The sequence below is a fragment of the Actinomadura roseirufa genome (genome assembly GCF_900659635.1).
Lineage (GTDB): Bacteria > Actinomycetota > Actinomycetes > Streptosporangiales > Streptosporangiaceae > Spirillospora > Spirillospora roseirufa.
Window position 1 is genome coordinate 1 of sequence record NZ_CAACVB010000032.1, and the last position, 17,526, is coordinate 17,526.

The window sequence follows — 17,526 nt, forward strand, 5'->3', positions numbered from 1 at the left end:
TCCGAGCTGGGCAAGCTGCCGGTCATCGGCACCGGCAAGGCCGCCCAGGCGCTCCGCTACGCGATGACCAAGATCGGCCGTCCGTACGTGTGGGGCGCCCCGGGCCACCCGGCGCAGGGCGGGAACCGGCCGCACCGCGGCTCGTCGCTGAACGGGGCCGACCGGGAGGACCCGCTGTTCACCGGTCCCTGACCGGGCGGCGCGGGCGGGACGGCCGCGGCGCGGCTCAGGTCCCGAAGGTCGCCGGGTCGATCTCGATCCAGATCTGCTCGGCGCGGCCCAGCAGCCGCCCGTCCTCCCCGTACAGGGCCGTCGCGGCGTGCATCTTGCGGTCCTCTCTGCTGCGCGCCAGCCCCATCACCACGCACCGCTCGCCCGCCTCGGGGACCCCGGCGACCTGCGCGGTCATCGTGCCGAGGACGGCGGGACGGCCCGCCACGTCGAACGACCAGCCGCCGGGGCAGTCCAGCGCCGCCCACACCAGCTCGCGCGAAGGCGCCTCGGCGGGCACCCAGGGAGCGGCCACGACGCCTTCGGTGCCGGCCTCCTCCGCCACCGGTCCCGGTGCCAGCCGGAGCCCGTCGCCGGGCTCGCGCTCCGGACCGCACACGAAGCAGCGCGGGAACGGGTGGTTCTCGATGGCCCGGAACTTCTCCGCCGCCTCCTGCGCCCGCTCGAACGGCACCGGCGGGACGGGCGGCACCACGATCGCCCCGGCCAACGCCTCGGCGATCAGCCGCTCCCCGTCCCACAGCCGCACGCTGTGCCCGCGCTCGTCCTCCGCCGTGACGGTGAGCTCGGTCTCCAGCGGCGGCGGCCGCCGCAGCGTCACCGTCACCGTGTCGATCGCCACGCGTTCCGCCAGCAGCCCCGCCACGTAACCGCCGTTGCCCGAGCCGTCCGGCCCGTGAAACCGCCGCTCAATGATCATTTAGGTTCCCCCGTGCTCACATGCACCGATCAAAACGGCACCGATCATAATGATTCGGTCTGACGGTCCGGCCGCCGCCCCGGTTCCGGGGCCGCCCGGCGTTTCCCCGGTCTTTCCCCGGCCTTTCCCCACCGTGTTCCCGGCATGCGGATCGGCGTGCCCGGTCGGGTCGGCACTATGAAGGCGGCACGCTCAGGGGACGGGCCGGCGCGCGCGGGCCGGGGGAGTGCGGATCAGACCGCGCGGGACGGCTGGGGACGTCCCGGCCGGGTGGTGAAGAAGACCGACAGCGAGCCCTTCAGCCGGGCGCGCACGGTGTCCTCGTCGACGGCGCCGCCGGCGGGGACGGGCGTGCGCTCCAGCGCGCGGGCGATCAGCAGCTCGATGTTGCGGTCGGCGACCAGCACCGAGCACGTGTCGCACGCGTACCACGGGTAGAGCATGTTGAGGACGGCCACCGCGGTGTCGTCGTCCGACAGCTGCGTGGTGTCGAGCTCGACCTCGAACATGTCGGTGTCCTCGGGGTCGAGCGTGGGGTAGTAGAGCCAGCTCGGCCCCGGCACGGCGCAGAAGTCGCACGCCTGGTCATGCGGGGCGGGCGCCCCCACCGCCAGCTCGAGCTCGTGGTCCCACGGCTCCACCCGCCGGTTGTGGCGGTAGCCGATCCCGTCGAGCGAGCCCTCGCGGTTGTGCGTGACGTCGTGCACCTCGCCGCCGCAGCGGGCGCACATGAAGCCGATGTCCTCCATGTCCCTCCCCGGATCGCTGAGGCACCGGCTCTCACAGTATCCGCCCGGGCGCCCGGCACGTACCAGGTGCCACGGCTCATCGGGTACCTTGAAGATCCTCTCTGGCGCCCTCGCCCCGGTGATCCCGGTCGTCCGCGTCTCCGCGTGCCGCCCACCCGCGCGTCCCCGCCCGCGTGTCCCGTACCGTTTCCTCACCCACCGTGTCCGGGATGGTCACGCGGCGTCCTTCTTCGCCCGCGTCCGTGTCCCGTCTCGGCGGCCCGCCCGCCGCGTCCCTCTGGGGAGGTCCCGTTGCCCCGCGTGCCCGACCGTCCCGGCGTCGTCCTGAACGCCGACAAGATCGACCTCGTCCGCGAGCGGCGGCCGCTGCTCGACGGGGTCACCATGACCGTGCTCCGGGGCGAGCACTGGGCCCTGATCGGGCCGAACGGCGCAGGCAAGAGCACCCTGCTCGGCATCCTCGGCGCCTACACCCACCCCACCCGCGGTTCGGCGGAGATCCTCGGCCGCACGCTCGGCCGGGTGGACGTCCAGGAACTGCGCAGGCTGATCGGCCAGGTGAACCCCCGGCACCCGCTGGAGTCGGCGCGGACCGTCCGGGAGATCGTCCTCACCGGGGTGACCGGCACGATCGAGCTCGTCCCGCGCTGGACCCCGACCGCGGAGGAGCTGCGTCGTGCCGATGCGCTGATCGCGCTGCTGGGCCTGGAGCGCCGAGCCGAGGCCCGCTGGCCGCACCTGTCGCAGGGCGAGCGCGGCCGGGCGCTGATCGCCCGCGCCCTGATGCCCGATCCGCCGCTGCTGCTGCTCGACGAGCCCGCCACCGGCCTGGACGTCGCCGCCCGGGAACGGCTGCTGGCGAGCATCGACCAGCTCCGCGCCGACCGGCCCGAGCTGACGACCGTGCTGGTCACGCATCACCTGGAGGAACTTCCCACCAGCACCAGCCACGCCCTGCTGCTGCGGGAGGGCCGGGTGCTCGCCTCCGGCCCCGCCGCGGACGTGCTCACCACCGAGCGGGTCAGCGCCTGCTTCGACCATCCGATCACCATCACCCGGAACAACGGCCGCTGGGCGGCGACCGCGGGCCCGGCGTAGCGGCCGGGCCTCAGTCCGCCTCGACGCGGTGGGCCGCCAGCCGCGCCAGGACCGCCTGGTTGGCCTCCCACCCGTCCGGGAACTTCACGGGCACGCCGAGGTGCACCGGCTCGGTGGACGGATGGGCGTCCAGCAGCTCCGGGATGCCGGCCCGCGCCACCACCACGCACGCGTGCCGGTGCCGCGACGTCAGGACGCAAAGCCGACCCGACTCCAGGTGGAACGCCGTGGCGTCCCGGCGCCCCGAAAGCGGATGCAGGACGACCGTCACGTCGTACTCGCGGCCCTGGAGCCGGTTGGCGGTGTCGACCGTGATCCCCTCGCCGTGCGGGCCGAGCGCCGCGCGGATCGCGGTGACCTGGTCGCGGTGCGCGGCGCCGATCGCGACCCGGTCCGCGCCGACCGGCGCGGAGCCGTGCTCGGAGTGCGCGACGGGCCCGCGCTGCAGCAGCCGCACGGCGAGCGCCGCCGTGGCGCGCACGGCCTCGGCGTCGGTGCGCAGCGTGTGCCGGGCGGGCAGCTCGTACAGCGCCCACCCGGACGCCGCGGCCTCCTCCAGCGCGAGGTCGTAGGTCGTGCCCATGCCGCGCGCGCCGTACTCCAGCCGCCGCTCGCCCTCGCGGGTCCCGGCGCGGAAACCCGTGAAGGGGTAGAACGCCTCCGACACCAGCGGCGCGGCCGAGGCGGGCAGCCGCCACGACACCGGCAGCCGGTGGACGGGCAGCTCGGGGTTGTGCGCGAGCAGCACCGACACCGCGCTGCGCATCGGATCCCACGACAGGCCCGTCCAACGCTCGACCTCGACGGTGGAGAACGGGTCCAGCTGCCCGGGATCGCCCACGAACAGCGCCCGCTCGAACCGCCCCGCGATCCGCAGCAGCATGTCCGAGCGCATCTGGTACGCCTCGTCCACGATCGCCCACGGCCACGACCCACCGGCCAGCGTCGCCCACTTCGCCGCCGTCGCGATCACGACGGTCCGCTCGGCCAGGTCGTCGGCCTTCTGCGCGACGCGCACCGACGGGCGCGCGAGGACGCGCTCGGACGGCGCGTACCCCGAGGCCGACAGCCGGCCGAGCGCAACGTCCGGGTGCTTGTCCGCGATGCGCTCGATGAGGTCGTCGACCTGCTCGTTCGTCTGCGCCACGATCATGAGCCGCTCGCCCGCGGCGGCCAGGTGCGCGGCGGCGCGCACCACCAGCGTCGACTTGCCCGCGCCCGGCGGGGAGTCGACGACCACGCCCCGGTGGGATCCGGCGAGGTCGGCCAGCACGTCCTCGACGACCCGCGTCGCGGCCGCGGACGGGTCGGCGCCGTCGTCCACCTGCGCGGCCGGGCGGCGTTCGGTCATGACCATTCCTCTTCGGCGTCCTCGTCGGTCGGCACGTACTCCTCGGGCGGCCCGCCGTGCGTCCACGGCGTGTCCTCGCGGTCGGGGAACTTCGCGGCCCCGAACGAGCCCTCCGACAGCGAGGTGAAGCACACCCGCTCACCGGGGCGCGGCACGCTCCCCGGCTCGGCGGTGAGCTTGCGGCCCATCCCGCCGGTCAGCTCCAGCAGCACGCTCCCGGCGGCCAGTTCCACGATCTTTCCCTTGAGCGCGGGCCGCGCGGCGTTGCACACGGTCGTCCCCACGTCCAGCCGCACCGGGTCGGCGGTGCCCACCCGCAGGTGCGGGCGCAGCTTGGGGCGCTTGCCCGTCTCGTCGAGCCGGTCCGGCTCGCAGTCGGTGACGACGCCGCCGAACGCCTGCCCGGCCAGCCGGTACTCGGCCATGACCAGCGGGTCGTCGAACGCGCGCTGCGCGTCGTAGGCGTCCTGCGCGCGCTCCAGGTCGTGGAGCCGCCGCGCGGCCCGCACGGGCGGGTCGCGGCGCGCCTGGGGATACGCCTCGCCGAACGTCTGGTGGTAGTAGGTGAAGGCGTCCCGGTCCCGCTCCCAGCGTCCCGGCACGCTCGCGCCCTCCGGCAGCGCGCGCAGCAGGCCCACCGCCCGCCACATCAGCTCCCACGTCGGCTCGAGCTGCCCCGCGATGGCGCCGCGCAGCCTCTCCTCCGCGCGGTGGTCGCCGCCCGACCGGTCGTAGGCGGCGATCGCCGGGGCGAGGACCTCGTTGTCGAAGGTGGGGTCGGTCGCGGGCCCGGCGGGCGGGCAGGTCACGGGGTCCTCCGCGCGAGCCGCGGCGGCCGGGCCGTCCAGCCCGTCCGGCGGGTCGATCCAGCCGAGCAGTGCCGCGAGGTTGCCGTCCTCCAGGGAGGACTGCCCGGTCGCCCAGTGCAGCCGCAGCACCTCCGTCATCGCGCGCAGCAGCGACGACCCCGGATGGTCGTAGCGGTCGGCGAACCACGTCAGCCACCGGCCGAGCACCGGCACCGCCGGGTCGACCGCGTACGGGCCCTCCGTGCTGCGGAACCGCGTCGAGCGCCCGAGCAGCCGCAGGAAGCCGACGCCGCCCCGGTTCGGGACGAGCAGCTGCGGCGCGTCCCCGTAGCGGATCCGCTCGTCGCCGTCCTTGCCGGGCGGGAGCTCCTCCACCCCGCCGCGGCTCGTCTCGATGTGGTTCAGGACGAGCTTGGCGAACTCCGCGGCGAACTGGAAACGCAGGTCGCGGTTGCGGGGCTGCGGCACCACCAGCAGCGACGCGTCGTCGCGGGCGGCGCCGACCAGCACCGCGAGCGGCGCCGCCGCCTCCCCGGCGAGCTTCAGCGGGACCAGGACCAGCGGCGCCTCGGCGACATGGCAGTGCCGGACCGTCGCCAGCGGCTGGGCGATCCCGTCCACGGCCGCCCGCAGCTGGGCGAGCGAGGTCAGCGCGCTCATGCGCGCGGGTTCCCGGGGGTCACGCGGCGCCGTCCCGCGCCCCGCGCGCCTCCGGCGTCGGCGCTCCGGCCAGCGTCTCGGCCCGCACCGCCGCCAGCGCCTCGTCGCGCAGCCGGGCCGCCGTGCGCAGCTGCGCGGCGGTCTCGGCCAGGTCGTCGGACGGGTCGAGCGAGCCGTCCGCGAGCGCGAGCGCGGTGCCGATCGTGTCGACGCCGCCGAGGTCGTCGCGGACGGACCGGCCGAGCGCGCCGGTCGCCCCGCACGCGCGCGCCTCGTCCCGGCAGAAGAACGCCATCTCGCAGCCCGCCATGCACTCGGGCGCGTACCGCGCCTCCACCGTCCGCACCGCGTCGGCGAGCGCCGCGCCGGGCCCGAACGTGAGATCGCCGGGCAGCGCGTCGAGGATCCGGTCGATGCGGGTGAGGCGGGCGAGCTGCCGCTCCAGGACGGCGAGCTGGGGCCGCACGTCCAGCGGCGCCGCCACGGGCCGGTTGGAGAAGTTCTCCGGGCAGACCAGGAACACCTCGTGCGACACCCTCGCCGGGTCGTGGCCCAGCTCGCTCACCAGGCGGCGCAGCGCCAGCACGTACACCGCCGACTGCCGGGCGGCCGCCGCGACCTGCTCGGGTTCGGCCTGCCCGTCGACGACGGCGAACGACTTGATCTCGATGACGTGCAGCCGTCCCGCCAGCTGGAACGCGATGACGTCGGGCTCCAGGTAGGCGAGCTGCCCGGCGATCTCCAGCCGCAGCAGCGGATGGTCGAACAGCGTGCCCTCGCCCGACTCCAGCGCGCGGGCCAGCAGGCGCCGGGTGCGGGCGTGCCGCAGCTCCCGGCCCTCGTTGCCCGCGACCACCTCCAGGTCGTCGTAGGCGACCTCGGGCACGGCGAGGCCGAGCCCGTCGCGCAGCAGCGTCAGCAGCTCGGCGCACCCGTCGGCCTTCACCTGCGCCTCGAAGGCGTTCCCGCGGGTGATCGCGAACTGCGACTGCCCGAACGGCGAGGGGAAGCCCAGCTCGCGCGCGACCGCGTCCTTGTCGACCCCCGCCGCGTCCATCACCCCGCGGCGGGCGCAGCCGGGATTGGCGGTCAGCGCGGCGATCGTGCGGGCGTCGTGGTTGCGCGGGGGAGCGCCGCCGCGCAGCCGGTCCAGGTCCGGCGCGGTCTCGGTCATCGGTCCGTCTCTCCAGTGGTGGCACGGCGCCTGGTGGATGTGTTCAGGGCCCGCAGCCGGCTGCCGAACAGCCGTTCCGCGTCGTCGAGCCGGGCCCGGGCGCGCCCGGCCGCCGACGCCCGGCCGCGCCGGTCGGGCTCCCGGTGCACGTCCAGCTCGGCCCGCGCGGCCGCCGCGAGATCGGCCGGCTCGACGGTACCGACCGTACCGGTGACGGCGCCGGGAATGTTGGACGCGAACCGCCACAGCAGCCGCTGCACGTCGGGGGTCGGCGCCGCGCGCCCAGCGTGCTCGGCGAGGCGGACCGCGGCGGTGAGGAAGTCGGTGCGCGGGCTCAGCGGCCCGACGATCCGCCGCTCCAGCGGCCAGGTGCTCACCGTCAGCAGGCCGCGGGCGGGGGCGAGCAGGTCGGCGGTCAGCGCGGCGCACAGGTAGTAGGGCCGCGCGTAGGGCGCGGTGCGGAACGAGCGCTCCTCGTCGCGGCGCAGGCTGGTCAGCCGGCTCGCCGCGATCTCGCCGGGGAAGAACGCCGCGTACACCGACCCGACGAGCTTGGGCGCGGCGGGCGCGCCGAGGAGGGTCAGCGCCTGGTGCACCTGCTCGCGGACGGGCAGCAGCCCGCGTCCGGCCTTCGTCCCGGCGCGCGCGCCGCGTTCACGACCCGGGGCCTCGTCCCGGGCGGGCTGCGGACGGTCACCGCCCTCGTCGCGCTCGCCGTCGTCATCGTCGTCGTCGCGGACGGGCTCGCCGGTGCCGTCCTCGGCGCCGAGGACGGCGTCGTCCCACTGCCGCTCGGCCAGGCGCAGGTCCGCGCGCAGGTCGCGGGCGGACCGCCGGTCACCGGCCGCGGCCGCCCGCCGGACGGCGGCGCGGAGCTCGGCGATGCGGGCCTCCAGCGCGTCCGGTGTCGGGAGGCCGGGGGAGCGGGGCATGCGGGTGACAGTACAGGAGCTTCCAGACACTTCCAGCGTTTTCCAGCTTTGTGGCGACCATGTCGCCGGGAGGCGGTCACCGCGGCCTGCCCCACACGAGGGAGTAGCGCCAGAGCAGGTGACGCCGGAACACCACCCCGGGCAGCACCCGTGACGCCTCCGCGCGCACGTCGTCCCAGCTCATCTCGGGGTCGGCGACCGGGGCGCCGGGACCCGGGCGCGCCGCGGCCCGCCGGTTGCGCCACCGGTGCGCGTGATGGGCAGGAACCGCGGCCGCCGACACCAGCCGGTCGCGGAGCCCCCGGTCGGCGGCGAGGCTGATCACCACCAGCCGGCCGCCCGGCCGGACGGCGTCGCGCATCGCGGTGAGCCCCGCGGTGAAGTCCATGTGGTGGATGGTGGCGACGCTGCAGACGAAGTCGTAGTGCCGCTCCGGCAGGTCGTGCTCCGGCAGCCCGGCCTCGGCGAAGCCGACGTTGCCGATCCCCGCGCTCAGCCGCCGCGCCTTGGCGATCATCTCCGCCGACGGGTCCAGGCCGGTCACGCGCGCCGCCCGCGGCGCGAGGCGGCGCACCAGCAGCCCGTCCCCGCAGCCGACGTCGAGGGCCTCGCCGCATCCGCGCGGGACGTTGCGCAGGACGACGTCGTGGTAGTGCGTGTTGTGGTTCCAGTACTCGCCGGTCATGAGGCCGGCCTCGGGTCGCGGCGCAGCGGATGCGCCGCCGGCACCTCGACGACGGCGATCCGCACGCCCTCGGGGTCCTCGATCCACATCTCGATCAGCCCCCACGGCTCCTCTCGCGGCTCCCGGACGATGGTCGCGCCCGCCGCGGCCAGCCGCTCGTGCTCGGCCCGCACGTCGCGGACCTGCAACCAGAGCATCGGCGAGGCGCCGCTGTCCCCGGCGCCGTGCCCGGACACCTCCAGGAACCCGGAACCGAGGAAGAAGACGACGCCGGGCGCGTCCGGCGGGCCGAACTCGCGGTACACCGCGAGGCCCAGCACGTCGCGGTAGAACCGGCGGCTTCGTTCCGGGTCACGGGGCCGCAGCAGGACGCGGCTGCTCAGAACCTCCATGCCGCCCCATCATTCCGGGTCCGGCACCGTGACGCGCCGTGGCGCGCCCGGTGTGTCCCGGTCCGCCACGGCGCGTCCGGATCAGCCGCTGAAGCTGGCGTGGTAGGTCGCGGCCATGTCCTCGTCCCCGTGGCCCTGCTCCAGGGCGCGGCGGAACCGCTCGCCCGCGGCGTCGTTCAGGTCGAGGCGGATCCCGCCCGACTCGGCCGCCTCGTGGATGAGGCGGGTGTCCTTCTCGGCGTTGCGGACGGCGAAGCTCGTCGAGAAGTCGCCGGCGAGGATGGCCTTCATCTTGGCCTGCAGGTACGGGCTGTCCATGGGACCGCCGGTGACGACCTCGCCGAACAGCTCCGGGTCGAGGCCGAGCGCCTTGGTCAGCGCGAGCGACTCGGCGACGATCGAGGTCATCGAGATGCCGTAGCTCACCGCGGCGAGCTTGAGCCGGGTGCCCGCGCCTGACGCGCCGTCCTCGTCCAGCCACAGCGTCTTCTTGCCGACCGCGCCGAACACCGGCTCCAGCGCGGGCCGGGCGTCCACCGGCCCGGCGGCCAGGATCACCAGCGCGCCCTGCTCGGCGGGCTGCCTCGTGCCCTGGACGGGCGCGTCGACGAACGTCAGCCCGTGCTCGGCCGCGAAGCCGGCGAGCCGGTCCAGCACGGCGATCCCGGCCGTGCTCATCTGGGCCCAGATCTGCCCGGCGCGCAGCGCGGGCACCGCCTCGGCCAGGGCGGTCAGGGTGGTGTCGCCGTCGTTGAACATCGTGATGATCACCGAGGCGCCCTCGACGGCCTCGGCGGGCGAGCCGGCGACGGTGGCGCCGTCGGCCGCAAGCGGCTCGGCGCGCGACCGCGTCCTGTTCCAGACCGAGACCCGGTGCCCCTCCTTGAGCAGGTTGCGGGCCATCGCGGCCCCCATGATTCCGGTGCCCAGCAGTGCGACAGTGGCCATGGTGGAAGTCCTCACTATCTTGACTGATCGTTACAGTAAGTTGAACCCGCCTGAACCTTCCCTACCCGCGCAGGGGCAGGGCGCGCAGCGCGGTGTCGACGACGGCGGCGAGCCGGCGCCGGTCGGCCCCGGCCTTGCCCTGGACGCGCAGCCCCTGGATCGTCGTGGTGACGAAGTCGGAGAGCGCGGTCACGTCGGCGTCGGGCGGCAGTTCGCCGCGCGCGCGTCCGTGCCGCAGCGCCTCCTCCACCAGCCCGGCGACGCGGTCGAAGGACTCGCCGACGATCCGTCCCGCCACCGCGTCGCCGGGCAGCCGCTCGACGGCCGTGTTGGTCATGAGGCAGCCGCGCCGGTCGGGGTCGCCGACCGTGTCGTCGACCAAGGCCAGCAGCAGGTCGCGCAGGATCTCGCGGATCGGCGCGTCCCGGTCCAGCCGCCCGGCCATCGTCCGCAGCGACCCGGCGGAGTAGTGCCGCAGCGCCCGCTCGTAGAGGCCGTCCTTGCTTCCGAAGGCCGCGTAGAGCGAGCCGCGCCCGATCCCGGTGGCCTCCACGAGGTCCTGGATCGACGTCGCCTCGTAGCCGCGGCTCCGGAAGACCTCCATCGCGGCGGCCACGGCCGCCTCGGTGTCGAACTCCCTGGTGCGTGCCATGCCCCGACACTAGGGGATTCTGTAACGACCGGTCAAATTTTGCGAGAGGGTCAGCCGTAGGCGGGGCTGCCGTCCGGAGCGTCCTCGTAGCCGGCCGCGTACGGCGCGGCGAACGCCTCCAGCGTGCGCTCCAGCTGCGCCGACCACCAGGAGACCAGCGCGGCCGAGCCGCGCTCGCCCGCCGTGCCCGGCTCGCCGAGGTAGCGGTGCCGCAGCGGCGCGACGTCGCACAGCCGCGCCCACCACTCGCGGTGCACGGCCGACTGGATCTGCCCGGCGTCCAGCGGGAAGGCCGCGCGGTGCCCGCGCACGAACGCCTGGACCCGGTCGAGGTCGAGCCCCCGGTCGTCCTCGCCCGCGAACAGCCGCGCCGCCGCCCGGACCACCTCGCCCGCGACCGGCCCGGTGGTCATCGCGTCCCAGCCGAGCACGGCGGTGACGTTGCCCGCGCCCCCGTAGCGGAGGTTCCCGGCGTGGAACGAGCCGTGCAGGTGGCCGACGGTGCTCACCTCCATCTCGGGCGGCCGGTGGTCGGCGAACTCCAGCAGCAGGGCGTGCCGCTCGCGCAGCCGCCGCGCGGTCAGGGCGTCGAAGTCGGTGCCGCCGCCGTCCGGGACGGCCGGGAGGATCGCCTCGACTACGGCGGCCGCCTCCGCGGCGCGCGGCGCCGGCACGAGCATGCTCTGCTGGACCGGCGGCGTCAGCCGGTCGAGTTCGGCGTGCAGCCGGCCGAGCAGCCCGCCGAGCGCCTCGCACTGGGCGAACGTCAGCTCGAGCCCGCCGCGCCCGCGTCCGGCGACCCAGGGGTGCAGCGCGTAGCCCCGCCCGCCCGAGGTGACCAGCGTGCGCCCGGGTCCGGCGCCGCGGGCGCCGCGCGCGGGGACGGGCGCCAGCACCGGCAGCCCCGCCGCGTCGAGCGCCCCGGTGACCTCGTGCTGGAACAGCACCCGGCGGCGGTCGGGCGCGGCGTACTCCTTGAGGAAGAACGGCCCCTCGGCGGCGGTGACCTTCCAGCACCGGCCGCCCGGCCCGGCCGGGATCGGCTCGGGCGCGTCCGCCGCGCCGATCCCCCAGCGTCCCAGCAGCCGTGGCGGCGGCTCGGTGTCAGCACTCCGTGAGGTCGGCACGTCGGCACCCTCGGCTGCGTCGGACGGACGGCGGTCGAACGAATGTTCCCACATCGACGCTACACGGCGCGCCCGCGCCGCGAAAGGGAACCGCGCCCGCGGGCCCCGCCGTGGCGGGCCCGCGGGCGGCGGCTCAGAGCTCCTTGAGGATCCCGGTGAGCTGGCGGGCCGTGTCGTCGGGACGCGCCGCGGTGATGCAGAGGTTGTTCATCGCGCGCATGTAGGTGTCGACGTCGGTGGGCTTGTCGAGGTAGAGCGCGCTGGTGAGCTGCTCGAGGTAGACGACGTCGGACAGCCCCGGCTCGGCGAAGCGCAGGATGGTGAACGGGCCGCCCGCCGCCGCGTGGCCGCCCGCGCCGAACGGCACGATCTGCAGCGTGACGTTCGGGAGCTCCGACATCGTGATGAGGTGCTCGATCTGGCGCCGCATCACCTCGCGGCCGCCGAGCGGGCGGCGCACGACCGCCTCGTCCAGGACGGCCCACAGCGTCGGCGCGCCGGGGGAGGTGAAGCGCTGCTGGCGGGTCGTGCGGACCTGGACGCGCCGCTCGACCTCCTCGTCGGACGCCTCGGAGAAGCCGAGCCGCACGACGGCGCGGGCGTACTCCTCGGTCTGCAGCAGCCCGGGGACGAACTGCAGCTCGTAGGTGCGCAGCAGCGAGGCGGCCTCCTCCAGCCCGAGGTAGACCTCGAACCAGCTCGGCAGGACGTCGCCGTAGCGGTGCCACCAGCCCGGCGTGTTGGACTCCTTGGCCAGTTCCAGCAGCGGCGCCCGGTCGGCGGGGTCGGCCACGCCGTAGAGGGTGAGCAGGTCGGCGACGTCGCGCTCCTTGAAGCCGACGCGGCCGAGCTCCATGCGGCTGATCTTGGAGTGCGAGCCGCGGATCTCATAGCCCGCCTGCTCGGTGGAGATTCCGCGCGACTCGCGCAGCCGGCGCAGCTGCGCGCCGAGCAGGATGCGCAGCACCGTGGGGCCGCCGCGCCGGGGATAGTCGATCAGCCGGCCGGCCGGATCGTCCTCGGCCGGAGGAGTGGGGGCAGCTGAATCCTGGGGCAAGGGGTCACCAGCCAGTCGACGGGTCTGCTCGAGGGCGGAACGGCACCGCCCTATGTTAGAGGATGGAAGCACGTTTTTGGGAAGTATGAAAAACGCGTCTTCGGCCCGGCGGCCCCTCCATCGTAGAAGAGCGCGCCGCGTGCCCGGCCCCACCGGCGCGCATCCCGGAGACGACTTCTCTGAGATCTTTCGGCGCGTCGCGTTCGGTGGCGTTTGAACCACAGGTCCGTTACTTGGACCGTGACGACCGGTCATGACCGGTGCGTTCGGTGTCGGCCCGGCTGCGGAACGTGGTAAGCGCAGGATCCGCCGCGGCGGTGGCACCGCATTTCCATTCGCCGCGCACCGCCGTTGGCACAGGAATTGCCAGGCGTTCTCCGACTCCGCGGGCGGCCCAATGTGATCGGTTTTCCCGCGGTCCCCATATGGCGCGGAAATGACCGCGGCCTGGACGCGCGGCGAAGGAACGGCGCGCCGAGGGGTCCCCGTGACGGGCCGCCTCGGACCCGTCGCGGCGTGTCGCGGACGGGACGCGCCCGCGGCCGGGAACAGTGTGAGGCACTCGCGAGTTCGGGTCAGAGAAGCACTGTTCCCGCCAAGTAGGAGGACAACCGATGGGCAAGCTTTCGTCCGGAGCCAAGGAGCTGCTCGGCCGCCCACTCCCCGCCTGGGCCACCACCGTCCGGCCCGACGGATCCCTGCACAACACCGTCGTGTGGGTGACCGTGGACGGCGACGACGTGCTCATCAACACCGCGGTGGGGCGGGCCAAGGAGCGGTACCTGCGCAACGACGCCCGGGTGTCGGTCAGCATGATCGACCCGGAGGACGCGTTCCACTGGGTCACCGTCGCCGGCCAGGGCAAACTGGAGAGCGAGGGCGCCGAGGAGCTGATCGACGCGCTGGCCAAGAAGTATCTCGGCCAGGACAAGTACCCCTTCCGCGCGGAGGGCGAGGTACGGGTCACCGTCCGGGTCACGCCGGACCACGTGCTCTACAACACCAGCGCGTGACGAATCCTTCGTCCCGCTGAGCGGGCGGGACCGATCCGGCGCACCCGGCCTAGCCGGAGGCGGACGGACACGGCGGCGTCCCCTGCCGGGGGCGCCGCCGTTCGCGTTCCCGCCGAGCCCGTCTTCCGTCCGGGCCGGTCAGGCGTCGCGCCGGGCGAAGACGGAGACGGCGACGACGAGCGGCAGCAGCGCGTAGGCGAGCATCAGCGCGGCGGCCCCCCACGGGGGTAGCGCCCCGCCGTAGATGGAGTTCTCCACGCTGTGCCCCGCCGCCCGGGGGCCGAGGCCGCCGAGCATCACCGAGCCGAGCCGCTCGTTCCACGGCGCGGGCAGGTGGAACACCAGAAGGGGCAGGACGTGCCACAGCAGGACGACCGCCGTGATCGCCGCCGCCGCCGACCGCAGCAGCAGCCCCAGGGCGAGCCCGAGCAGCGCGAACACCGGCACCGAGACCGCCTCGACGCCGAAGCCCGGCAGGTCGTGCGGCAGGGGCGCGCGCTGGTCGACGAACGGGCGGTCACCGATGACCAGCCGGGACCCGAGGAACGTGCCGAGCGTCGCGGCCTCCCCGGCGGCCAGGGACACCGCCGTCACGACCACCGCCTTGGCGGCGGGCAGGCGGCTCCGCCGCGGCACCGCGACGAGGCTGCTCCGGATCGTTCCGCTGCGGTACTCCGACGTCGCGGTGAGCACCCCGGTGACCGCCATGCACAGCCCGGTCACCCACGGGCTCATTTCCTGAAGCGGGCGCAAGGCGAGCTTCTCACGGCGCCCGGGTGCGAGCCCGTCGAAGATCTGCGCCTCCTGGAAGGCCAGGGCCAGCAGCAGCACGACGAACGCCGCCACGATGGCGAGGACCCACCGGGTCGAGCGGACCGAGCACAGCTTCCACCACTCGGCCGCGATCGCGTCGCGCATCAAGCGTCCCTTCTCAGGAACGACAGCCGTCCCGCCCCCAGCGCGACCGCGACGTACACCAGCAGGACCGCCGCCGCCACGGGCGCGGACAGGACCCCGGGCCCGGCGGACACCCCGGGCGGCGCCGCGATCTGCTCGGCGAGGCCCTCCGGCAGCGCCGACCAGATCCGCTCTCCGTAGGGGCTGGGGAGGAGGCCCGTGAGCGTCGGGAGGACGACCATCTGCGCCACCATGGTCGTGATCGTCGCCGCCGTGGAGCGGAGAACCGCGCCGAGCCCGAACGCGATCAGCGTGAACGCGGCCGCGACGGGTCCGGTCAGCAGGAGGTGGGGGACGCCGTCGGCGAGCGGCGCGCCGAGCACCGGCACCGGCCGTCCGCCCACGATGGCCCGGCCCGCGAGCACGGCGACGGCCGTGCCCGCGGCCGCCGCGGTGAGCATGACCCCGGCCGCGACCAGCGCCTTCGCGGCGTACAACCGCCGCCTCGGCAGCACCGCGACGCTGGTGCCGATCATGCCCGTCGCGTACTCCGAGGTCACCGTGAGCGCGCCCAGGACCACCGCGCAGACGGGCAGCGCCACCGAGAGCGGCTGGTCGGCGGAGGGCGCGTCGAACTCCTCCCTCCGGCGCGGGCTCAGGCCGTCCCAGTAGTGCGCCAGGTACCACGAGGACAGCGCGCTGAGCACGACGAACGCGGCGACCACCGCGAGGATCCAGGCGGTCGAGCAGGCGGTCCGGAGCTTGTACCACTCCGCCGCGATCGCGTCGGTCATGAGATCGCGGCCTCGAACTCCGCGCTGCCCGCCGTCAGCTCCATGTACGCCTCCTCCAGCGAGGCGCTCCGCGGCCTCACCTCGTACAGCGGGATGCCGTGCGCCGCAGCGCGCTCGCCGATGTCGGCGACGTCCAGCCCGGCCACCGTGAGAGCGCCGCCCGCATCGTCCTCCACGCTCCCGCCCGCCGCCGACAGCACCCCGGTCAGCTCGGCGGGACGCGGCGACCGCACCAGCACCCCCCGCCCGAACCGCTCCGCCAGCTCCCGCACCGACGTGTCGGCGATGAGCCGGCCCCGGCCGACGATGACCAGCCGGTCGGCGGTCAGCTCCATCTCGCTCATCAGATGGCTGGACACCAGCACCGTGCGGCCCTCGGCGGCCAGCCCGCGCATCAGCTCGCGGATCCACCGCACACCGTCCGGGTCGAGCCCGTTGACCGGCTCGTCGAACAGCAGCACCCCCGGGTCCCCGAGCAGCGCCGCGGCGATCCCGAGCCGCTGCCGCATGCCCAGCGAGAACCCGCCGACGCGTCGGCGCGCCGCGCCCGCCAGGCCGACCCGCTCCAGCACCTCCGCGACCCGCCGCCGCCCAATCCCGTTGCTGCGCGCCAGCCACCCGAGATGGTCGAACGCCCGGCGCCCGCCGTGCACCGCGGAGGCGTCCAGCAGCGCGCCCACCTCCAGCATCGGCCGCCGCAGTTCCGCGTAGCGTCCCCCGTTCACCAGCGCCTCGCCGGAGGTCGCCGCGGCCAGGCCCAGCAGGATCCGCATCGTGGTGGACTTGCCCGCGCCGTTCGGCCCGAGGAAGCCCGTGACCGTCCCCGGCCGCACCTGGAACGACAGGCCGTCCACGGCCGCGGTCCCGCCGTAGCGCTTGGTCAGCTCGCGTACTTCGATCATGACGTCAACGATTCCGCGCGGCGGCCCGCCGCACATCGGAACCAGGGCGGCACCCGCGGTTACGACCGGCGGCCGACAAGGCGCCGCGGCCGTCAGACCGTGCTCCGAGAGCACCGCCCGGCATCGGACCCCGGGATGACGTCCACCGGCACGAGGCGGCCGGGTCCGCCGTCCGGCTACCGTCGGGACGTGGACGAACCTGAGCCGGGCCCGCTGCTCGCCCCGCGCCTCGGCCGCCGCCGGCTGATCGGCCTCGACTGTGGCGCGGCCGTCCTCGGCACGCTCCTGCTCGTGGTCTTCTCCGGCGGGGGGACGGCGCCGCCCTGGCTCGGCTGCCTGGTCGGCGCGGCGACCGCGCTGCCGCTCGCGGCGCGGCGGCTGTGGCCCGTCCCGGTCTTCGCCGCCGTGCTCGCCGCCTCCGTCCTGGCGCTCGCCCTCGACCTGCCGTGGGACTCCTTCGCCGCCGCCGCGTTCGCGCTCTACACCGTCGCGCTCACCCGGCGGCGCCGGCGCTGGGTCCCGACCACCGTGATCGGCGTGCTGAGCGCCCTGCTCGTCCTCGGCGGCGTGGTGGTGGGTCCGAGCGGCTGGCAGACCCGCGAGGAGAGCCGGCTGGTGCTCGGCGTCGCGCTCCTCGGCGTGTCCTGGGCCCTCGGCCGGGCCGTCCGGGAGCGCCGCGCGCACGCCGACCGGGCCGCCCGCCAGCTCGCCGACCGCGCCGTGTCCGACGAGCGCGTCCGCATCGCCCGCGAGCTCCACGATGTCGTCGCGCACAGCATGAGCCTGATCGCGGTCAAGGCCGGGGTCGCCGTCCACGTCGCCGAGGCCCGCCCGGGGGAGGCCCTGGACGCCCTGCGCGTCATCGAGACGACCAGCCGCGGCACGCTCGCCGAGATGCGGCACATTCTCGGCGTGCTGCGGGCCGGGACCCTGCCCGAGGCCGACCTCGCCCCGTCCCCCGGACTGACCGCGCTCGGCGGCCTCGCCGAGCGCGCCGCCATGGCCGGCGTCCATGTCGACCTCGACGTCACCGTGGGCGACCTGCCCGAAGGCGTGTCGCTGTCGGCCTACCGCATCGTCCAGGAGGCGGTCACCAACGTCGTCAAGCACGCCGCCCCCGCCCGCTGCCGCGTCCGCGTCGCCGCGGACGACGCGTGGATGCGCATCGAGGTGACCGACGACGGACCCGGCGCCCGCGTGCTGCCCGCCGCGCCCGGCGGCCACGGCCTCATCGGCATGCGCGAGCGCGTCATGATGTACGGCGGCGACTTCTCCGCGGGCCCTGGCCCCGGCGGCGGCTTCGCGGTGTCGGCCGCCTTCCCCTACGATCCGGCCGACGGCCCCCCGTGACCCGC

The 17,526-nt window shown here is 75.1% G+C and carries 18 protein-coding genes and 1 pseudogene; 4 read left to right on the forward strand and 15 right to left on the reverse strand.

The genetic code is table 11. The features are described 5' to 3' along the window. Positions 1 to 192 (forward strand): annotated as a pseudogene (locus tag E1291_RS43845) (hypothetical protein); the annotation flags it as partial. 34 nt (positions 193 to 226) lie between these two features. On the opposite strand, the gene E1291_RS09980 reads toward E1291_RS43845, so the two are convergent. Next, positions 227 to 931 (reverse strand): hypothetical protein, encoded by a 705-nt coding sequence (locus tag E1291_RS09980; protein ID WP_131737464.1) that lies wholly within the window; start codon positions 929 to 931, stop codon positions 227 to 229. 233 nt (positions 932 to 1,164) lie between these two features. Next, positions 1,165 to 1,680, reverse strand: coding sequence for a hypothetical protein (locus tag E1291_RS09985; protein WP_131737465.1), 516 nt, complete (start codon positions 1,678 to 1,680; stop codon positions 1,165 to 1,167). Positions 1,681 to 1,980: 300 nt separating this feature from the next. Between E1291_RS09985 and E1291_RS09990 the strand changes: the two genes are divergently transcribed. Continuing rightward, complete coding sequence (locus E1291_RS09990) at positions 1,981 to 2,778, forward strand: ABC transporter ATP-binding protein (RefSeq protein ID WP_207400659.1); 798 nt, start codon at positions 1,981 to 1,983, stop codon at positions 2,776 to 2,778. A gap of 10 nt (positions 2,779 to 2,788) precedes the next feature. On the opposite strand, the gene E1291_RS09995 is transcribed toward E1291_RS09990, so the two are convergent. The 10 genes from E1291_RS09995 to E1291_RS10040 form a co-directional block, all read right to left on the reverse strand. Further along, the gene (locus tag E1291_RS09995; protein ID WP_207400654.1) at positions 2,789 to 4,129 is read right to left on the reverse strand and encodes an AAA domain-containing protein; all 1,341 of its coding nucleotides are present in this window, start codon (positions 4,127 to 4,129) and stop codon (positions 2,789 to 2,791) included. Further along, positions 4,126 to 5,598: a hypothetical protein gene (locus E1291_RS10000; RefSeq protein ID WP_131737468.1), complete on the reverse strand. Its 1,473-nt coding sequence runs from the start codon at positions 5,596 to 5,598 to the stop codon at positions 4,126 to 4,128. Before E1291_RS10000 ends, E1291_RS09995 begins: the two co-directional genes overlap by 4 nt. Before the next feature lie 19 nt (positions 5,599 to 5,617). Then, positions 5,618 to 6,772: a hypothetical protein gene (locus tag E1291_RS10005; RefSeq protein WP_131737469.1), complete on the reverse strand. Its 1,155-nt coding sequence runs from the start codon at positions 6,770 to 6,772 to the stop codon at positions 5,618 to 5,620. Next, positions 6,769 to 7,704 (reverse strand): hypothetical protein, encoded by a 936-nt coding sequence (locus tag E1291_RS10010; RefSeq protein WP_131737470.1) that lies wholly within the window; start codon positions 7,702 to 7,704, stop codon positions 6,769 to 6,771. Before E1291_RS10010 ends, E1291_RS10005 begins: the two co-directional genes overlap by 4 nt. Positions 7,705 to 7,780: 76 nt before the next feature. After that, entirely contained in the window at positions 7,781 to 8,389 is a 609-nt protein-coding gene (locus E1291_RS10015; RefSeq protein ID WP_131737471.1) for a class I SAM-dependent methyltransferase, read from the reverse strand. Beyond that, entirely contained in the window at positions 8,386 to 8,781 is a 396-nt protein-coding gene (locus E1291_RS10020) for a VOC family protein (RefSeq protein WP_131737472.1), read from the reverse strand. The genes E1291_RS10015 and E1291_RS10020 overlap by 4 nt, the downstream gene beginning before the upstream one ends. 81 nt (positions 8,782 to 8,862) lie before the next feature. Further along, positions 8,863 to 9,744 carry an NAD(P)-dependent oxidoreductase gene (locus tag E1291_RS10025; RefSeq protein WP_278045242.1) on the reverse strand — a complete coding sequence of 294 codons (882 nt, stop codon included), beginning with the start codon at positions 9,742 to 9,744 and terminating at the stop codon, positions 8,863 to 8,865. A gap of 46 nt (positions 9,745 to 9,790) precedes the next feature. Beyond that, on the reverse strand, positions 9,791 to 10,381 hold the full coding sequence (locus E1291_RS10030; protein ID WP_131737474.1) for a TetR/AcrR family transcriptional regulator: 591 nt from the start codon (positions 10,379 to 10,381) through the stop codon (positions 9,791 to 9,793). Between the two features lie 50 nt (positions 10,382 to 10,431). Continuing rightward, the gene (locus E1291_RS10035) at positions 10,432 to 11,508 is read right to left on the reverse strand and encodes a phosphotransferase enzyme family protein (protein WP_242614057.1); all 1,077 of its coding nucleotides are present in this window, start codon (positions 11,506 to 11,508) and stop codon (positions 10,432 to 10,434) included. 133 nt (positions 11,509 to 11,641) lie between these two features. Then, positions 11,642 to 12,508 (reverse strand): Sco1979 family transcriptional regulator, encoded by an 867-nt coding sequence (locus tag E1291_RS10040; RefSeq protein WP_131737507.1) that lies wholly within the window; start codon positions 12,506 to 12,508, stop codon positions 11,642 to 11,644. A gap of 671 nt (positions 12,509 to 13,179) precedes the next feature. On the opposite strand from E1291_RS10040, the gene E1291_RS10045 reads away from it, so the two are divergent. Next, positions 13,180 to 13,578: a PPOX class F420-dependent oxidoreductase gene (locus E1291_RS10045; RefSeq protein ID WP_131737476.1), complete on the forward strand. Its 399-nt coding sequence runs from the start codon at positions 13,180 to 13,182 to the stop codon at positions 13,576 to 13,578. Positions 13,579 to 13,716: 138 nt separating this feature from the next. Here E1291_RS10045 and E1291_RS10050 read toward each other — a convergent pair whose 3' ends face one another. The 3 genes from E1291_RS10050 to E1291_RS10060 are packed head-to-tail and all read right to left on the reverse strand — an operon-like array spanning position 13,717 to position 16,171. Next, positions 13,717 to 14,496 (reverse strand): ABC transporter permease subunit, encoded by a 780-nt coding sequence (locus E1291_RS10050; protein ID WP_131737477.1) that lies wholly within the window; start codon positions 14,494 to 14,496, stop codon positions 13,717 to 13,719. Beyond that, a complete protein-coding gene (locus tag E1291_RS10055; RefSeq protein ID WP_131737478.1) occupies positions 14,496 to 15,269 on the reverse strand; it encodes an ABC transporter permease in 774 nt (257 codons plus the stop codon). The genes E1291_RS10050 and E1291_RS10055 overlap by 1 nt, the downstream gene beginning before the upstream one ends. Further along, positions 15,266 to 16,171 (reverse strand): ABC transporter ATP-binding protein, encoded by a 906-nt coding sequence (locus E1291_RS10060; RefSeq protein WP_131737479.1) that lies wholly within the window; start codon positions 16,169 to 16,171, stop codon positions 15,266 to 15,268. Before E1291_RS10060 ends, E1291_RS10055 begins: the two co-directional genes overlap by 4 nt. A 189-nt stretch (positions 16,172 to 16,360) precedes the next feature. Here E1291_RS10060 and E1291_RS10065 point away from each other — a divergent pair, with 189 nt between their 5' ends. Then, on the forward strand, positions 16,361 to 17,521 hold the full coding sequence (locus E1291_RS10065) for a sensor histidine kinase (protein WP_207400655.1): 1,161 nt from the start codon (positions 16,361 to 16,363) through the stop codon (positions 17,519 to 17,521). Positions 17,522 to 17,526 lie beyond the last annotated feature (5 nt).

Bases quoted from the DNA above. Each gene is read 5' to 3' on its own strand.
- E1291_RS09980 (WP_131737464.1), bottom strand. From the start codon at position 931: ATGATCATTGAGCGGCGGTTTCACGGGCCGGACGGCTCGGGCAACGGC.
- E1291_RS09985 (WP_131737465.1), bottom strand. From the start codon at position 1,680: ATGGAGGACATCGGCTTCATGTGCGCCCGCTGCGGCGGCGAGGTGCAC.
- E1291_RS09995 (WP_207400654.1), bottom strand. From the start codon at position 4,129: ATGACCGAACGCCGCCCGGCCGCGCAGGTGGACGACGGCGCCGACCCG.
- E1291_RS10000 (WP_131737468.1), bottom strand. From the start codon at position 5,598: ATGAGCGCGCTGACCTCGCTCGCCCAGCTGCGGGCGGCCGTGGACGGG.
- E1291_RS10005 (WP_131737469.1), bottom strand. From the start codon at position 6,772: ATGACCGAGACCGCGCCGGACCTGGACCGGCTGCGCGGCGGCGCTCCC.
- E1291_RS10010 (WP_131737470.1), bottom strand. From the start codon at position 7,704: ATGCCCCGCTCCCCCGGCCTCCCGACACCGGACGCGCTGGAGGCCCGC.
- E1291_RS10015 (WP_131737471.1), bottom strand. From the start codon at position 8,389: ATGACCGGCGAGTACTGGAACCACAACACGCACTACCACGACGTCGTC.
- E1291_RS10020 (WP_131737472.1), bottom strand. From the start codon at position 8,781: ATGGAGGTTCTGAGCAGCCGCGTCCTGCTGCGGCCCCGTGACCCGGAA.
- E1291_RS10030 (WP_131737474.1), bottom strand. From the start codon at position 10,381: ATGGCACGCACCAGGGAGTTCGACACCGAGGCGGCCGTGGCCGCCGCG.
- E1291_RS10045 (WP_131737476.1), top strand. From the start codon at position 13,180: ATGGGCAAGCTTTCGTCCGGAGCCAAGGAGCTGCTCGGCCGCCCACTC.
- E1291_RS10050 (WP_131737477.1), bottom strand. From the start codon at position 14,496: ATGCGCGACGCGATCGCGGCCGAGTGGTGGAAGCTGTGCTCGGTCCGC.
- E1291_RS10055 (WP_131737478.1), bottom strand. From the start codon at position 15,269: ATGACCGACGCGATCGCGGCGGAGTGGTACAAGCTCCGGACCGCCTGC.
- E1291_RS10060 (WP_131737479.1), bottom strand. From the start codon at position 16,171: ATGATCGAAGTACGCGAGCTGACCAAGCGCTACGGCGGGACCGCGGCC.